The following is a 16,618-nucleotide window of genomic DNA, read 5'->3' as shown; positions in this document are numbered from 1 at the left end:
GGAGATGACTATAATTTAATTGTCATACCCATTATTTTGGAGTATCTAATGAAGGTTTTAACACAAATCACCATCAGCGTTTTCATGTTGCTATTATCGCTAAGCTTTGTTGCACATGCGGAAAATATGAAAAAGCTTGGCAGTATGAATGTGCACTACATGGCCATTGGTGCTACATTTTTAACACCTGAAGTTGCTAAAGCTTATGGTATTGAACGCAGTAGATATAATGGCTTAGTCAATATTTCTGTGATGGACAATAGCCAAAAAGGAAAACCAGCAAAGCAAGTCTCTATTACCGGCAGTGCGAGAAATTTAGCGGGACAAAACAAGACCCTTGAGTTTGTCGAGGTTAAAGAAGGAAATGCGATTTACTATTTAGGTCAAGTAAGCTATCACAATGAGGAAACAATCCAGTTTGACTTAACCATCACTGATGGAAATGAAACCCATAACTTAAAGTTTTCGCAGAAGTTTTATGTAGAATAAATTGATTGCTTGCTTTCAAATATCAATAAATAAACCGCCTTTGTAAACACACTCTGGCGGTTTTCTTTTACCATCTGTCATTAATCCCAAAAATAATTCCCTTGTGCTCAGCTAATACCTGCTAATTTTTATCAAATTAAGGTATTATGCGCGCTATTAACAAAATGAGATCAACACCCAATATTATGACAACGATTGTGCTAGCCACCGGCAACCAAGGTAAAGTGAAAGAACTTGCGGCATTACTTAATGACCAAGGCTTTGAAATTAAGCCGCAAAATACATTTAATGTCTCTGATGTCGCTGAAACAGGCACGACCTTTGTCGAAAATGCCATCATTAAAGCCCGCCATGCTGCTAAAGAAACCGGTTTACCCGCTATCGCAGATGATTCAGGCTTAGAGGTTGACGCACTACAAGGGGCTCCTGGGGTTTATTCAGCGCGCTTTGCTGGCGAAGACGCTACGGACGCCGATAATAACAAAAAACTCTTATCCGCACTCAATGGTGTTAAACCGTCTGAAAGAACGGCTCGTTTTCATTGTGTATTAGTGTATATGCAGCATGCACAAGATCCGACCCCTATAATTTGTCATGGCGTTTGGCACGGCTCAATTTTAACCCGCCCACAAGGTGAACAAGGCTTTGGTTATGATCCAATATTTTGGGTTGCTGAGCATAATATGAGCTCAGCCGAATTACCTCGAACGTTGAAAAACCAATTAAGCCATCGTGGGAAAGCGCTGAGTCAATTAGTTGAAAAACTTGCTCAGCTAAGCAAGTAACCGTTAAGCATATGCTGATAGAACAACCATTATCTCTATATATTCACATTCCCTGGTGTGTTGAGAAGTGTCCTTACTGTGATTTTAACTCCCATGCACTCAAAGGTAGTATTCCTGAGCATGATTATGTCAATGAGTTAATAAAAGACTTAGATAATGACATTGCAAAATTTAACTTGAGTAAGCGCAAACTGCACACCGTTTTTATCGGTGGCGGCACCCCCAGCCTATTGTCTGTCTCAGCACTTAGTCGACTACTCACTGAGGTCAGCAAACGCTTTGAACATGATAGTGACATAGAAATTACCTTAGAAGCTAATCCTGGCACCATTGAGGCAGAAAAATTTAAAGGTTTTTTTGCTGCTGGTGTTTCACGCTTATCCATCGGCGTTCAAAGCTTTGCCTCAGATAAACTTATTAAACTTGGACGTATCCATGACAGTGAGCAAGCAAAAAATGCTGCGCTGTTAGCACAAAGTTGTGGCGTCGATAGCTTTAATTTAGATCTTATGCATGGCCTACCTGATCAAAATGTTGAAAACGCGTTAGATGATTTAAAGACTGCGATTTCCTTGCGCCCCAGCCATATTTCTTGGTACCAGTTAACCATCGAGCCTAACACGATCTTTCATTCCAAGCCGCCAACCTTGCCTGTAGATGATACTTTGTGGGAAATTCAAGATCAGGGCATTGCGCTATTAAATCAAGCAGGCTATCAGCAATATGAAATATCAGCGTTTAGCCAAACAGATATGCAGTGTCAGCATAATATTAATTACTGGCGCTTTGGTGACTACCTTGGCATCGGCTGCGGTGCTCACGGTAAAATTACTGACGCGGTTAACAATAGAATTTATCGTACAGTCAAGGTGAAGCATCCAAAAGGGTATTTAGATACCTCACGCGAGCATTTAGACCACCTTAACTTGGTTGATCAAGCAGAATTACCTTTTGAATACATGATGAATCAATTACGCTTATTCCGCCCATTTGATGAAACACATTACCAACAAGCAACCGGATTACCGATCAGTGGTATATTAGATAAACTCAAACAAGCGCAAGACAAACACTTGCTCATTAAACACAATCATCAATGGCAAGTAACGCGACAAGGCCATCGCTACCTTAACGACTTATTAACCTTGTTTTTATAAAATGATGAGTAATAAACCAAATACAGCCCAACCCAGCGATCAGTACTTTATGCAGCGGGCGCTTGAATTAGCTCAACAGGCCGAGCAAATTGATGAAATCCCAGTAGGTGCCGTAGTGGTCTGTGATGGGCACATCATTGGTGAAGGCTATAATCAATCGATTACGCGAAATGATCCGTCTGCCCATGCTGAAATGCTTGCCATCCGTCAAGCTGGTGAGCACAAGCGTAATTATCGCCTCACTGATTGTACTTTATATGTTACTTTAGAGCCTTGCCCAATGTGCGCTGGCTTATTAGTACATAGCCGTATTAACCGTTTAGTGTTTGGCACAACCGATTTAAAAACAGGCAGTGCAGGTAGTGTATTTTCGTTAACAAACAGTGATAAATTGAATCACCAAATTCAAGTAGAGCATGGTGTTCTTCAAAGCGAATGTGCTTCTTTATTGTCGAATTTTTTTAAACGGCGACGGGCGGAAAAAAAAGCACTCAAGCAAGCAGCAAAAAATCAATCTCTTTAATTAGGGGAAAAGTTATTAAACTCGTCAAATATTCATCAAACTATATCACTGAACTACGTAGCTGGTTCAAAAACCAAGAAGAGTTAGCGAAATGGTCTGGACCCAATTTTCGTTTTCCTCATACGCTGGAAACTTTTACCGAAGATTTAAACTGTAAAGAATTAGCTTCGTATTGTTTGATTAATGATAAGCACGAATTTATCGCTTTTGGTCAGTTTTATTTACGATTGGGGCATTGTCACTTAGGACGTTTAGTGGTCAACCCGCAACACCGAGGGCAAGGCATAATTAATCAATTGATACAGCAACTTGCTATCAAAGGCACGAAAACCTTGGGGAACACGTCACTTTCACTGTTTGTGTTAACAACTAACCCTAGTGCTATCAACGCATACAAACGTTTAGGTTTTAACGAATTCATTTACCCTGAAAGCTTGCCGTTAGAAAATTGTATCTATATGACCCTAGAGCAACCACACTGGTTGAATGATTAAGTTTGGTTTTCCTGCATAAATTGTAATAAACGTCGGCAATTAAGCTTATGCTTTTGCTTTGTGAGTATACGTTTACGTTGAAGTGAATGGGATAACTTTCTATTTTTTTGCATATATAATCTCGTTTTAATATCGATAACATAGCCATTGTGACACATAAGTGTGACTAATATATGACAAAGTGAACAAATATTGATGCAAAACATGTCAATTAAGTAAAGTGATTAATGAGGAGAGTTCTCGTCGCTGCTCTCAGCGATAGGCGTAGCTATGCTATCTGATGGCATCTGTGGTAGTTTTTCCTGCTCTAGGCGTAACCTTTGTGCTTCTAACGCTTCCTGCTGCTTTTTGTCCATCCAAGTTAACGTATCATAATAACGGCGAATATTTTCAACGTAATTAACAGGTTCATCTCCTCTGGCATAACCATACTTGGTTTTTTTATAAAATTTCTTTTGCTTCAATAAAGGTAACCTATCTTTGACTTCCACCCAGCGATCAGGGTCCCCCCCTTGTTGCTTGGTGATTTTACGTGCATCGTTTAAATGACCTAAGCCAACATTATAAGAAGCAAGCGCAAACCATAATCGATCTGGCTGTGGCACCCTTGCCGGCATTCTATCGATCATTTGTTTAAAATATTTTGCCCCACCACGAATACTTTGTTCAGCATCAATGCGGCTTTTTATTCCCATTTGCTTCGCCGTTGGTAAGGTTAACATCATCATCCCTCGAACACCGGTATGAGAACGTGCTCTTGGGTTCCAATGTGATTCTTGATAACTGATCGCCGCCAATAATTTCCAATCGATCTCTTGACCATATTTTTCAAACAGCGGACGATACTGAGGCAGCTTATTTTCAACGGCTTGAATAAATAAACGAGTATCAACATAATTAAACTGCTCTACATGACCGTAATATTTATCATCAAGCGCCAATAACGTTCCGTCATGATGCACTTGACCAAAAAACTCAATCAAACTGGCAAGAATTGAGTCATCATGCTCATCTGCTAACAGCCATGCCATAGGCTCTGCTTTTTTAATAGTAAAGCCAATACTAATTTCAGGATAATAGCGACGATTAACGGCTAAGGTATGACTATCAACAACGGTGTAATCAATCTCTTCATCGAGCACTTTAAGTAACAGCTCTTCACTATCAAGCTCCGTACTCTCTTGCCAAGTTAAATCGGTATGGCTATTGGCTAATAATTCCAGATTTTCAACATGGCTGGAATCGGCAGTAACCATCAATTTACCGGTCAAATCATCAATTTTTCGTGGGCGCTCCTTGCCTTGTTTAAAGACGAGTTTTTGACTGATATTGTTATAGCTAGGAGCAAATCGATATTTAGCTAAGCGTTTATCAGTTACCACAAGACCCGCTGCTAAAAAGTCAACTTCGCCGTTTTCAAGTTGCTTAAATAAATCCTTTAAACTATAGCTGGCCGAAATTTTTAATTGCACCCCTAAAAAATCCGCATACTTTTTCGCCAACTCATATTCAAAGCCGGTATCGCCTTCAGCGCCGACATAATAACTGGTGGCACCATATAATGTACCAACGTTAATATACCCTCGCGCTTTAATATCAGCTAAGCTGATAGTTTCCTGCCCAGTTCTGCAGCCTTGCATCAAACCAGCAATAACTACAAGCAGCAAAATAAAAACGTTATTTTTTAAAAAATTAAATAAAATATGCTTCATAAGGACTTATTGTGTCTTGCTTTTATTTTTAGATAAAGACATTTTTTTATTATAGCGAAAACATGTCATTAATTTTACTTATCAAACCCCTCTAACTCGACTATAATACGCGCGATTTTTTCCCCTAATTTAATTTACTAGTGAGTAAACAAATGGCGATGTTGATCCAAACTCTTCGTGGCGCTCCGGCACTTTCTGAATTTAGAACACAAAAACTTCTTTCACAGTGTGCTGAAGCTAACCTTCCTATTAAAGAAATTTATGCAGAGTTTGCGCACTTTGCCCATGTAACACAAGAGTTATCAGCTGATGAAACGACTGTGCTTGCTAAGTTATTAACTTATGGCCCTAAGATTGAAGAACATGAGCCTGTTGGTCAATTATTATTGGTAACACCTCGTCCTGGCACTATATCCCCTTGGTCATCAAAATCAACCGATATCGCCCATAACTGTGGCTTAGATAAAATTATTCGCTTAGAACGCGGTATTGCGTATTACGTTCAAAGTGATTCATTAACAGAAACACAGCAAAAACAGTTAAATGCCTTATTGCATGATCGCATGATGGAGTCAGTATTTAATGAGTTTGAACAAGCCAATTTATTATTTGCCAGCGCCGAGCCTGGAGAATTGGTGTCTATCGACATACTTGCCGGTGGACGTGATGCCTTAGCAAAAGCAAACCAAGACTTAGGTTTAGCGTTAGCTGAAGACGAAATTGATTATTTGGTTGAAAATTTTACTAAACTAGGCCGTAACCCGAACGATATTGAACTTTATATGTTTGCTCAAGCGAACTCTGAACACTGTCGTCACAAAATATTTAATGCTGACTGGACTATCGATGGTCAAGTACAGCCAAAATCATTGTTTAAAATGATCAAAAACACCTATGAGCATAATTCAGATTATGTGTTAAGTGCTTATAAAGATAATGCTGCCGTTATGGTGGGTTCTGAAGGCGGTCGTTTCTTCCCCGATCCGAAAAGCAAAAAATACGGCTACAACCACGAAGATATTCAAATTCTGATGAAGGTTGAAACACACAACCACCCTACCGCTATATCTCCTTACCCGGGTGCGGCAACTGGCTCTGGTGGTGAAATTCGTGATGAAGGTGCAACGGGTATTGGTTCTAAACCAAAAGCTGGTTTAGTCGGTTTTACCGTATCAAACTTACGTATACCAGGGTTTGAACAGCCATGGGAAACCGATTTTGGCAAACCAGAACGTATCGTCAGTGCACTAGATATTATGATGGAAGGCCCACTAGGGGGCGCTGCGTTTAACAACGAGTTTGGTCGCCCCAATATTTTAGGTTACTTCCGTACCTATGAAGAGCAAGTTAACTCTTTTAATGGCGAAGAAGTACGTGGGTATCACAAACCAATTATGTTAGCCGGTGGTTTAGGTAATATTTGCGATCAACATGTACAAAAAGGTGAAATCAACGTTGGTGCTAACCTTATCGCCTTAGGTGGACCTGCAATGAACATTGGTCTTGGTGGTGGTGCTGCATCATCAATGGCATCTGGTCAGTCGGCTGAAGATTTAGATTTTGCCTCGGTACAGCGTGAAAACCCTGAAATGGAGCGTCGTTGTCAGGAAGTGATTGATCGTTGTTGGCAGTTAGGAAAAGACAACCCTATTTTATTTATTCATGATGTCGGTGCTGGTGGTTTATCCAATGCTTTCCCTGAACTGGTTTCTGATGGCGGTCGTGGTGGTAACTTTGAGTTACGTAACGTACCAAATGATGAACGCAGTATGTCTCCACTTGAAATCTGGTGTAATGAATCTCAAGAGCGTTACGTATTAGCGGTTTCGGATGAACGTTTAGCGGAATTTGAAGCAATTTGTCAACGTGAACGCGCCCCTTTTGCCGTTGTAGGTCGCGCCACAGAAGAAGAGCATTTAACCCTTACTGACTCTCACCATAACAATACCCCTATTGATCTTTCTCTTGATATATTACTAGGCAAGCCGCCTAAAATGCATCGTGATGTTGTGAGTAAAACAGAAACAGGCGATACATTAAATACTACAGAGATGACAGTTACCGATGCAGCCGAACGCCTATTACGCTTACCGACTATTGCTGAGAAAACATTCTTAATCACTATTGGCGATCGCTCTGTTACCGGTATGGTTGCTCGCGATCAAATGGTGGGTCCATGGCAAGTACCCGTTGCTGACTGTGGTGTTACCGCATCTGCACTTGATTCATACCATGGTGAAGCAATGTCAATGGGTGAAAGAACACCCGTTGCGCTATTAAATTATGGCGCTTCAGCTCGCTTAGCTGTTGCTGAATCATTAACTAACATTGCTGGCACAGATATCGGTGATTTAAACCGAATTAAATTATCAGCCAACTGGATGGCTGCCGCGGGTCATCCGGGCGAAGATGCCGGTCTTTATGAAGCAGTAAAAGCCGTAGGTGAAGAGCTTTGCCCTGCACTTGGCTTAACCATCCCCGTTGGTAAAGATTCAATGTCAATGAAGACCAAATGGCAGCAAAATGGTGACGAAAAAGCCGTAACTGCGCCATTATCATTAGTGATCACCGCTTTTGGTCGTGTCGAAGATATCCGCAAAACTGTCACACCTCAATTACGTACCGATAAAGGTGATACACGCATCATAGCGATTGATTTATCTGGCGGTAAAAACCGTTTAGGTGGGTCATGCTTAGCACAAGTTTATAAGCAACTAGGTAAAGAAACGCCTGACGTTGACAGCCCTGAAGTGTTAAAAGGTTTCTTTAATGCCATGCAAGCCTTAGTGAGTGAGCAAAAACTATTGGCGTACCATGACCGTAGTGACGGTGGTTTATTTACTACTGTTGCAGAAATGGCTTTTGCTGGTCACACCGGTGTCGATATTGAGCTATCAAAACTACAAGGTTCCGATCTTGAAGTACTGTTTAACGAAGAGTTGGGTGCAGTAATACAGATCCACGAAAGTGATGTTGATGCCGTGCATGCAATTTTAGCTGAGCATAATGTACTCGATTTTTGCCATGACATAGGTCGTATCAATCAAGACGATACCATTCGATTTACCCGTGATGGAAACGAAGTGTTAGCCAATTCACGTACCTATTTCAGAACGATCTGGGCGGAAACAACGCTTAAAATGCAAGCAATGCGTGATAACCCTGAATGTGCGCAACAAGAATTTGATGTCAAGTTTGATACTGAAGATCCCGGTTTAAATACAGAGCTGACCTTCGATATCAATGAAGATATTGTTGCCGATCTTATCGCTAAAGATGCCCAAACAGGTAATAATCCAAAAATCGCTATTTTACGTGAGCAAGGGGTTAATTCTCATGTAGAAATGGCGGCAGCATTTGATCGTGCAGGCTTTATTGCAATTGACGTTCACATGTCAGATATTCTCGAAGGACGCGTTGATCTAGCTAACTTTAATGGTTTAGTTGCCTGTGGTGGTTTCTCATACGGTGACGTACTAGGTGCTGGTGAAGGTTGGGCAAAATCAATATTGTTTAACGCTAAAGCCAAAGAAATGTTTAAAGCCTTTTTCCATCGTGAAGATACCTTTAGTTTAGGTGTTTGTAATGGCTGTCAGATGTTATCTAACTTAAAGGAAATCATTCCTGGTAGTGACGCATGGCCACACTTTGTGCAAAACAAATCTGAGCGTTTTGAAGCCCGTTTTTCTTTAGTAGAAATCCAAGAAAGCCCGTCAATTTTCTTTGAGGGTATGGCCGGCTCTCGTATGCCAATTGCCGTATCACACGGTGAAGGCCATGCAGAGTTTAGCTCTGAACAAGCAATTGCAGATGCGAATAATTCAGGCGCAGTATCAATGCGTTATGTTAATAACTATGGTGAAGTCACTGAAACTTATCCTGCGAACCCGAATGGTTCACCAGATGGGATCACCTCATTAACGACAACAGATGGTCGTGTGACCATTATGATGCCGCACCCTGAGCGTGTGTTTAGAACAGTTGCTAACTCATGGCACCCTGATGAGTGGCAGGAAGACTCTCCTTGGGTACGTATGTTCCGTAATGCCAGAAAATTTATTGGCTAACGAGAACATTAACGAGCTGATTAAAAATATAAAAAAACCGAGCTTTGCTCGGTTTTTTTTACAACAAATTCACTACGCCTTAATGAACATTAGGTTGTAGCGCCAATACATCACAAGGCAACTTGTCTAATATAAAGTCAATCGTATGCCCCTTCACCGACGCAGCTATGCCTTTATGCTCATTACAGCCCAGTACTACAATGTTTGCATCTAGTGCGTTGGCTTGCTGAGGTATAACATCATCAACTATCCCCTCTTCAATATGTAATTTCTCTTTATCACAGTGATAAGATTCAACCAATGCACTTAAATGGTTAAAGTGCTGCTCATATTCATTCAGTATGTGATGTTCAATATCAAACGCAATATGGCAACTCCTTAAATAGCAATTAACAAAATGACTGTCACTTTGCAGTAATTTAGCCATTTCGTCGGTTTTCGCGACAATTTCATGGTTAAGCTGTTTATGGCAGATAGAGGTTTCTTCCGTCTCTATTGCAGCTAGTATATGACCATGTTCATGCCATTTGTGCTGACCTACAAACATGACTGCACTGGGCGAAACATCAATCAATTTTTGATATGCTTTCTCATCAAAAGGCCAAAGTCGAAACTCTTGCTTTTGATGCTCAGCAACAACCAAATCGAAAGTATCGCGTCCGAATTGTTGTTCTATCGCATGCGCAAAGTCATTATCCTCAACCGCTACAAATTCAGCACGGACACCAAAATCATCCGCACTTGCTATCAGTTGTTCTAATTGCGCTTGTATATCTGGAGTATGACCATTATGGGAGTGACGATGTATCCAGTTATCATAAAAAGAAGACTTTGGCACAACATACAAAACTGTTAATTTAGCAAAATTTCGTTTAGCCAATATCATAGATTTTTTGACAGCCAGTAAATCATCCGTGCGTGGTTGCACTACGGTTAAAATATTCTTAAAGCTATTCATGCTGTGTGATTTCCTTTTCAATACCATTGACCTTGAGTAGAACTTGAGTTCTATGGATGCTTAATATTAGTACAATCGTACAAAGTATGAAGTAAAAATTAAGAACAAATTAAACTAAAGGCAACGCAGTTATAAACAAATAATCATTCAATAATCTCAGCAAAATTGACTGTTAAAATTATGAAAAACATTCAGTAACTTAGGTAAAAACAATTATCATTAACATTGTGTTTTACATGATCAGCAAATACTGTTTTATCTTAAGCGTAAAGAAAATAGAACAGCAACTGGGCGAGTTTTCTTTAAAAGTTATTGCACTTGCAATATATTTTCAATCATTTACATTAGTGCTATCTAAACTAACTATTGAAATAAAATGCAGGAACATAATGCCTCTCCACTATGTGATTATGTGGAATATCCAACAGATGAAATGATCGCCCGCTCACAACAGTTTTACCAAGAGCTCAAGCGACGTCACACCATCCGAAATTTTAGTGATCGCCCAGTGCCCAAAGAGGTGATTGAAAATTGCATTAAAGCGGCTGGCACAGCGCCAAGTGGGGCAAATCATCAACCTTGGCACTTTGTTGCCATTCACAGTGATGATGTGAAACAGCAAATAAAAGAGCAGGCAGAAGCCCATGAGCGGAGTTTTTATCAAGGACGTGCAGGCGAAGAATGGCTAGAAGCCTTAAAACCACTGGGGACGGATGCAGACAAGCCCTACTTAGCCAAAGCTCCTTGGCTGATTGCTATTTTTAGTCAAAAAAAAGGAGGGATTCATGCCGAAGATAACAATACCAATTACTATGTCCATGAATCTGTTGGTATTGCCACAGGCTTTTTGATCAATGCGCTTCATTCAAGTGGATTGGTCACCTTAACCCACACGCCAAAACCCATGTCATTCTTAAGTAAAATATGTCAACGACCCGACAATGAACGCGCCTATATGCTGTTAGTGACAGGTTACCCTGCTAAAGATGCAACGGTGCCGCATCATGCACTAGTGAAAAAATCATTAGCTGAAATTACCACATTTTTGTAAGCCCTAATGTGAATAACCAGAGCGAGTTGGTTATTCACAATCTAGCGCAATATCCGTGCACTTTTTAGCGCATCGAATTGACGATTCACCCTGATCAGTTAAATACACGGATAAATTTTTTTGACAGTGAGGACATTGCACAATTCGACCTGCGAGCACTTTTTTTATAAAGTTTTTTTGCTGGTGAAAAGACTGGCTACTTAGCTTAGCTAATGATTGTAACTGTGAAATATCAGACATAATAAATAGGTGTAATTCGTTTAAACTAAAGGGCAAATTTGTTCATAGAAGGGCTGAACCAGCCATCAAATTTTCCTTTTAATGGTTCTGAGCTGGCTTCTAACAAGTGTTGATAGGCAACAATGTTCTCATAACTGGCTGGCATTTCTGGATAAGCAGTGATCTCCCAAGGAAATTCTTCATTCTCTTGATAAGGGCAAAATGAAAGCTTTTGATTATTCTCAAGTAATAAGTGACCAAATTTTAAAGCAAGCTCTTGATTAGGAAAAATCACCGAAAATTCAATTTCTCTTGTTTGCAACAAGTCATCCCCCTGCTGTAACATCTGCCACAAAGCATTACCAATATTATCATCAGGAAATAAAGTAAAATCACGTTCCATAAAGTTGTCCACATCAAAAAATTACTAACAAGTCTAGCGCCTATTATGACAAATGAACACGTAAATTTTTACGATTCATACTTAATTTAGTTACAATAGTGTTTTCTTTTTCGATAACCCGATATTGCAATGCTCAAGTTTGAACTACACCTCCCTGTAACAAGGATCAGCGATACTATTATTGACACATTAAGTATTGGCTGTAATAAAAATAAAACACCGTTAAGCAATGCTCAAATAAAGTCCGCAATCCAAAAAGGCGCCTTATGGTTAAGCCGTCGAAATAAGACACAACGAATAAGAAAGCTGACAAAAACCTTAGCAGCTGATGATACCCTTCACTTATATTACGATGAACTTGTATTAAGCCAACAACCGCCTACGGCACAATTAATTTCTGATCAACACGATTATAGCATCTGGTATAAGCCATATGGGATGCTAAGCCAAGGCTCTAAATGGAGTGATCACTGCACTATTGCCCGTTGGGCCGAAACACAGCTCAAACCACAACGTCCGGCATTTATTGTCCACCGACTAGACCGTGCAGCCTCTGGGCTGATTATTATTGCGCATAGTAAAAAAGCCAATAAGGCATTTAGTCATTTATTTGAGCAACACTTACTGTCTAAGCACTACCGCATTATATGCCATGGTCAACTAATGAAGTTAGATGAACAGAATGAATGGCGGGTAACTACGCCTATTGATAGCAAATGCGCAGAAAGTCGCTTTGCCCCAATTGAATACAGTAGCGTATTAGACATGAGCTTAATGGATGTGGAAATTGTGTCAGGAAGAAAACATCAGATCAGAAAGCATGCCGCTAGTATCGGTATTCCTGTTGTGGGCGATCGATTACATGGTGACAAAGAAAAGCTTGAACAAGCCATTAATTTACAATTATGTGCTGTTAGCTTAGCGTTCGACTGCCCCCTAAGCCAACAACATCAAACATTTACCTTGCCTGAAGAGCTGCAACCGAGCCTATCAAAGCTAGCAAAGTAAATGCTCTCTGTTAAGCTAGCTCTAACAAAGCAGAGCATACCCAATCTTATGGCGTAAACGTAAAGTCGTCATCAGACATCACATTGAGTTGCTCGCCAACTAGTTCTGATTGCTCAAACGCTTCTAGCAATTCAATCCCCTGCTGACGTTGTTCCAGTGTTAATGGTTGATATGGTAACCTAAAATTAGCACCAACAGCGTTGGTCATCATTAATGTGGTATTAATTGCAATAGGATTAGGCTCGCAAAATAACCATTGCATTAACCCCATCATTTTATCATTTAAACTGGGGTTCTCTTCATCCATCAACTGACGCATCAATTTTGGTACTAAATTAGACGTCACTGAAATCACGCCATGTGAACCTGATTGATGACGACTTTGATGACTTTCATCATCATTACCCGACCAACATGCAATACCCTTTTGCTCATAATAAGCAATACGCTCATCGCCAGCGCACTCTTTAACACCAACAAAGTTTTCATGGCGAGATAGAGGTTCAATAATATCTGGTGTGATATCTTGGCCTGTGCGTCCAGGTACGTTATAGATAAATGCTGGGCCTATCTCTAATACTTTATTAAAATGTGCCATCACACCCGCTTTAGATGTTCGACCATAATAAGGATTAATCTGTAATGCCGCATCCATGCCCATGGCAAAGCCATTTTCTGTTGCTTTTATTGCTTCTCTAGTATTATTACTGCCAGTGTTTCCTACAATAATAAGTTTATCACTGTACTGGTGGACACTATGAGCAATTAACATAAGATGCTCTTCCCAACTAAGTAGATGGCCTTCCCCAGTTGTTCCACCAACAACGATACCATCAACCCCCGCATTAATTTGTTCACTGACTAACTTATCATAGGTTGCCAAGTCAATATTGCCTTGCGCATCAAAAGGCGTTTTAATCGCAGTAATCAGGCTTGCTGAACGTAAATCTTTCATCAATATTCTCAATTTTTGGCTTATTATTTATATCTTAAGCAAATGTGGTGATCATGAATCGCTTATTAGCACCATTTGCGAATTATCTTAACAATAAGCGATTTTATCAATAACCCGCCGCAGGATAAACACTTCATCACTAACTATATGTTGATATTTGAATATTTGATTGTCTAAAGTCAGCACTCTATAAGCATGATAATTGTCAGGGTCCTCGAGATCCACTACATACGCTTCATTCTCAATATATTCCCCTTTCGCAATAGTAAAATGAATATCACCGACTAAGCCCCAGTCCCCTACTTCAACCGATTGTTCAATTAACTGACCTTGAGCATCATGGACAGAAAAACTAAATTCATAACTGCCATCTGCTAACACTTGCGCAAATTCAGTGTGAACACACTCTGCATCATCAACATCACTTCGATACCATGCCCCGACTAATTGCTGTCTGTCATACTTCATTTTACGCCAAGCCTAATCATTACTCTGTGTAATGATCATAGCGAATTCGACAGTATTACGCACGAAAAAAGCGGCTAAATTGCCGCTTGCTATCTAGGTTATCCTCAGGAAAATATCAACTGGATCAACGCTTTTGTAAACGCACACCACCATTGACACTTTCAATCGATATACTAATGTCACCTGAGCCTATAGTGCCATTTAAGTGACGACCAGAAAACATGTTCTTATCACTGGAAAGGCCAAAATCGTTTCGAATACTGCCATGCATGGTTTCAATATCCACTTCGGCATTAATATTTTCAGGCACATTCAATTCAATACGACCATTGACGGTATCAATCGATATTTCACGTAATTCACTGGAAATGCTTTCATAGGTAACGTCAATACTGCCATTAACTGAGTTAATTTCGCTATCGCTTGCCAAGCCTGTCGCAGTGATAGAGCCGTTCACTAAGTCAACATTCATCTCACCTCGAACGCCTTCAATACTCAGAGAACCATTGACTAAATCAACAGAGGTTAAGCGAGTATTCACTGGCACCTGTACTCGATAATCAACACTACCCGAGTTATTATTTCCCCAACCAGATTTTTTATATCGGGTTTCAACACTCACACCTCGCGCATTCGCATCCATATCAATAATAATACGTTCACGCTCTTCTTGGTTATCAGCAGTGATCATTGCTGTGACTTTGATCTCATTTTTATCCCATGCGGTTATTTCAACCTCGCCATTGATATTTTCGATACGAAACTCTGCTCGCTCTCCAACATTAAACGACTTTACCACTTCATCTTGTACATCAGCCAATACCGAAGTAGTCATAAATAACATAGATAATAGACACAATTTATTCTTATACATACACATACCTTTGTTTGATTAAATACGCTTGCTACATCCTTAGTTACAACTATTGAGAAAAAGGTTTAAATACTTTTTTTTAATCGGTAAATTAACTAATTAAATATTAATTAAATGCTAATTAACCTTTTAAGGACTCATGTGGCTCAACTCAACATACAACTACTATTAACCGGCAATGAATTAATGACTGGCGACATTGTTGATACCAATTCAGTGATGATCGCTCAACAGTTAATCGCTATAGGGGCAAGCATTGAACGTAAAATTACCGTAGCCGATGATATCGACATACTGGTTAGCGAAATACAGCAAATGAGCCAAAGTGCTGATATATTAATTATTAATGGAGGCTTAGGGCCAACAACAGATGATTTAACCGCGCTTGCGCTTGCTAAAGCAAGCAAGAGACAATTAGCACAACACCCTCAAGCATTGGCACATCTGCAAGCTTGGTGTGACAAAAAAGCAACGCAGTTAGATGAGGCTAATTTAACGCAAGCCATGTTACCCGATGCAGCAAAAATTATTCCCAACGATATTGGCAGCGCTGTTGGCTTTATTGTGAACTACCAAGGCTGTGATATTTATTGCACTCCCGGTGTGCCTAAAGAGTTAGAGCACATGATGGAGCAATACATTTTACCTGAAATTAAACACCAATTACCCAACACAGAACATTATATTGTCAAAAGATATCAAGTATTTGGTATTGGTGAATCTAAGTTGCAACAATTGATCACAGAACATCTGCCTGATTGGCCGTCAGATGTTCTACTAGGCTTTCGAGCAGCATCACCCATGTTAGAAGTCAAGCTAACAGTTAAGCATAAACACCAGTTAACCCAACTTGAGCTGTGGCAAAAAAAGCTATTACAGCTACTAGGCGATCATGTTTTAAGAAGAATTGATGATAATAAAATGCACACCATGGCTGAACTGGTGTTAGCTGAGTTAGTTAAACAAAAGCAATCAATTACCACAGTGGAGTCATGTACTGGTGGGCTAATCGCTAGCTTACTTACCAATATAGCTGGGGCTTCTCAGGCATTTGAAGCGGGTTTTGTCACTTATTCCAATCAAATGAAATCCCAAATGGTCGGCGTTTGTGAACAAACACTCAACACACATGGAGCTGTCAGTGAACAGGTAGTAATAGAAATGGCAAAAGGAGCTCTTGAACGTACACATGCTGATTATGCGATTGCCGTATCAGGTATTGCAGGTCCCGAGGGGGGAAGCCCCGATAAACCTGTTGGCTCAGTTTGGCTAACAATAGCGACCAAGCAACAGGCCACTAGCTATTATTTTTGTATTAAGGGCGATAGACAATACTTTCAATTAATGGTGGCCCAACGCGCATTAGATCTTGTTCGACGCTTGCTAATCAACAGTGAACAACTCCCGTTTTATTGTTAACTAACTATTACTTTAATTAACACTTTTATGACATTA

Annotated in this window: 15 protein-coding genes; 9 read left to right on the top strand and 6 right to left on the bottom strand. The window is 40.0% G+C overall.

Annotation, left to right across the window (positions count from 1 at the left end):
• Positions 1-48 precede the first annotated feature (48 nt).
• The 5 genes from IV514_RS11765 (at position 49) to IV514_RS11745 (ending at position 3,448) form a co-directional block, all read left to right on the top strand.
• Positions 49-489 (top strand): DUF4426 domain-containing protein, encoded by a 441-nt coding sequence (locus IV514_RS11765; protein ID WP_206485467.1) that lies wholly within the window; start codon positions 49-51, stop codon positions 487-489.
• Between the two features lie 185 nt (positions 490-674).
• Positions 675-1,274: an XTP/dITP diphosphatase gene (locus tag IV514_RS11760; RefSeq protein ID WP_206485872.1), complete on the top strand. Its 600-nt coding sequence runs from the start codon at positions 675-677 to the stop codon at positions 1,272-1,274.
• A gap of 11 nt (positions 1,275-1,285) precedes the next feature.
• Positions 1,286-2,431: a radical SAM family heme chaperone HemW gene (gene hemW, locus IV514_RS11755; RefSeq protein WP_206485466.1), complete on the top strand. Its 1,146-nt coding sequence runs from the start codon at positions 1,286-1,288 to the stop codon at positions 2,429-2,431.
• A gap of 1 nt (position 2,432) precedes the next feature.
• Positions 2,433-2,954, top strand: coding sequence for a tRNA adenosine(34) deaminase TadA (gene tadA / locus IV514_RS11750; RefSeq protein WP_241242346.1), 522 nt, complete (start codon positions 2,433-2,435; stop codon positions 2,952-2,954).
• Positions 2,945-3,448 (top strand): GNAT family N-acetyltransferase, encoded by a 504-nt coding sequence (locus IV514_RS11745; protein ID WP_346776929.1) that lies wholly within the window; start codon positions 2,945-2,947, stop codon positions 3,446-3,448. The genes tadA and IV514_RS11745 overlap by 10 nt, the downstream gene beginning before the upstream one ends.
• 224 nt (positions 3,449-3,672) lie before the next feature.
• Here IV514_RS11745 and mltF read toward each other — a convergent pair whose 3' ends face one another.
• The gene (gene mltF, locus IV514_RS11740; protein ID WP_206485465.1) at positions 3,673-5,160 is read right to left on the bottom strand and encodes a membrane-bound lytic murein transglycosylase MltF; all 1,488 of its coding nucleotides are present in this window, start codon (positions 5,158-5,160) and stop codon (positions 3,673-3,675) included.
• A 158-nt stretch (positions 5,161-5,318) separates the two neighbouring features.
• Between mltF and purL the strand changes: the two genes are divergently transcribed.
• The gene (purL, locus tag IV514_RS11735) at positions 5,319-9,227 is read left to right on the top strand and encodes a phosphoribosylformylglycinamidine synthase (protein ID WP_206485869.1); all 3,909 of its coding nucleotides are present in this window, start codon (positions 5,319-5,321) and stop codon (positions 9,225-9,227) included.
• Positions 9,228-9,306: 79 nt separating this feature from the next.
• Here purL and IV514_RS11730 read toward each other — a convergent pair whose 3' ends face one another.
• Complete coding sequence (locus tag IV514_RS11730; protein WP_206485464.1) at positions 9,307-10,185, bottom strand: universal stress protein; 879 nt, start codon at positions 10,183-10,185, stop codon at positions 9,307-9,309.
• Positions 10,186-10,561: 376 nt separating this feature from the next.
• Between IV514_RS11730 and IV514_RS11725 the strand changes: the two genes are divergently transcribed.
• The gene (locus IV514_RS11725) at positions 10,562-11,236 is read left to right on the top strand and encodes a nitroreductase family protein (RefSeq protein ID WP_206485463.1); all 675 of its coding nucleotides are present in this window, start codon (positions 10,562-10,564) and stop codon (positions 11,234-11,236) included.
• 265 nt (positions 11,237-11,501) lie between these two features.
• On the opposite strand, the gene IV514_RS11720 is transcribed toward IV514_RS11725, so the two are convergent.
• Positions 11,502-11,858: a ribonuclease E inhibitor RraB gene (locus IV514_RS11720; RefSeq protein ID WP_206485462.1), complete on the bottom strand. Its 357-nt coding sequence runs from the start codon at positions 11,856-11,858 to the stop codon at positions 11,502-11,504.
• Positions 11,859-11,987: 129 nt separating this feature from the next.
• Between IV514_RS11720 and IV514_RS11715 the strand changes: the two genes are divergently transcribed.
• The gene (locus IV514_RS11715) at positions 11,988-12,866 is read left to right on the top strand and encodes an RNA pseudouridine synthase (RefSeq protein WP_206485461.1); all 879 of its coding nucleotides are present in this window, start codon (positions 11,988-11,990) and stop codon (positions 12,864-12,866) included.
• A 46-nt stretch (positions 12,867-12,912) separates the two neighbouring features.
• Here the strand turns inward: IV514_RS11715 and dapA are convergent, their stop codons facing one another.
• The 3 genes from dapA to IV514_RS11700 all read right to left on the bottom strand — a co-directional run bounded on the left by dapA (position 12,913) and on the right by IV514_RS11700 (position 15,163).
• The gene (gene dapA / locus IV514_RS11710; RefSeq protein ID WP_206485460.1) at positions 12,913-13,833 is read right to left on the bottom strand and encodes a 4-hydroxy-tetrahydrodipicolinate synthase; all 921 of its coding nucleotides are present in this window, start codon (positions 13,831-13,833) and stop codon (positions 12,913-12,915) included.
• A gap of 75 nt (positions 13,834-13,908) precedes the next feature.
• Complete coding sequence (locus IV514_RS11705; RefSeq protein WP_206485459.1) at positions 13,909-14,289, bottom strand: hypothetical protein; 381 nt, start codon at positions 14,287-14,289, stop codon at positions 13,909-13,911.
• Between the two features lie 124 nt (positions 14,290-14,413).
• Positions 14,414-15,163: a DUF4097 family beta strand repeat-containing protein gene (locus IV514_RS11700; RefSeq protein WP_206485458.1), complete on the bottom strand. Its 750-nt coding sequence runs from the start codon at positions 15,161-15,163 to the stop codon at positions 14,414-14,416.
• A gap of 141 nt (positions 15,164-15,304) precedes the next feature.
• On the opposite strand from IV514_RS11700, the gene IV514_RS11695 reads away from it, so the two are divergent.
• Positions 15,305-16,582 (top strand): CinA family nicotinamide mononucleotide deamidase-related protein, encoded by a 1,278-nt coding sequence (locus IV514_RS11695; RefSeq protein WP_206485457.1) that lies wholly within the window; start codon positions 15,305-15,307, stop codon positions 16,580-16,582.
• Positions 16,583-16,618: the final 36 nt, after the last annotated feature.

It is taken from the genome of Thalassotalea sp. G2M2-11 (genome assembly GCF_017168195.1).
In the GTDB taxonomy this organism is placed as follows: domain Bacteria; phylum Pseudomonadota; class Gammaproteobacteria; order Enterobacterales; family Alteromonadaceae; genus Thalassotalea_E.
The sequence above is the reverse complement of the archived record's forward strand: the minus strand, read 5'-3'. Positions and strand labels throughout refer to the sequence as shown.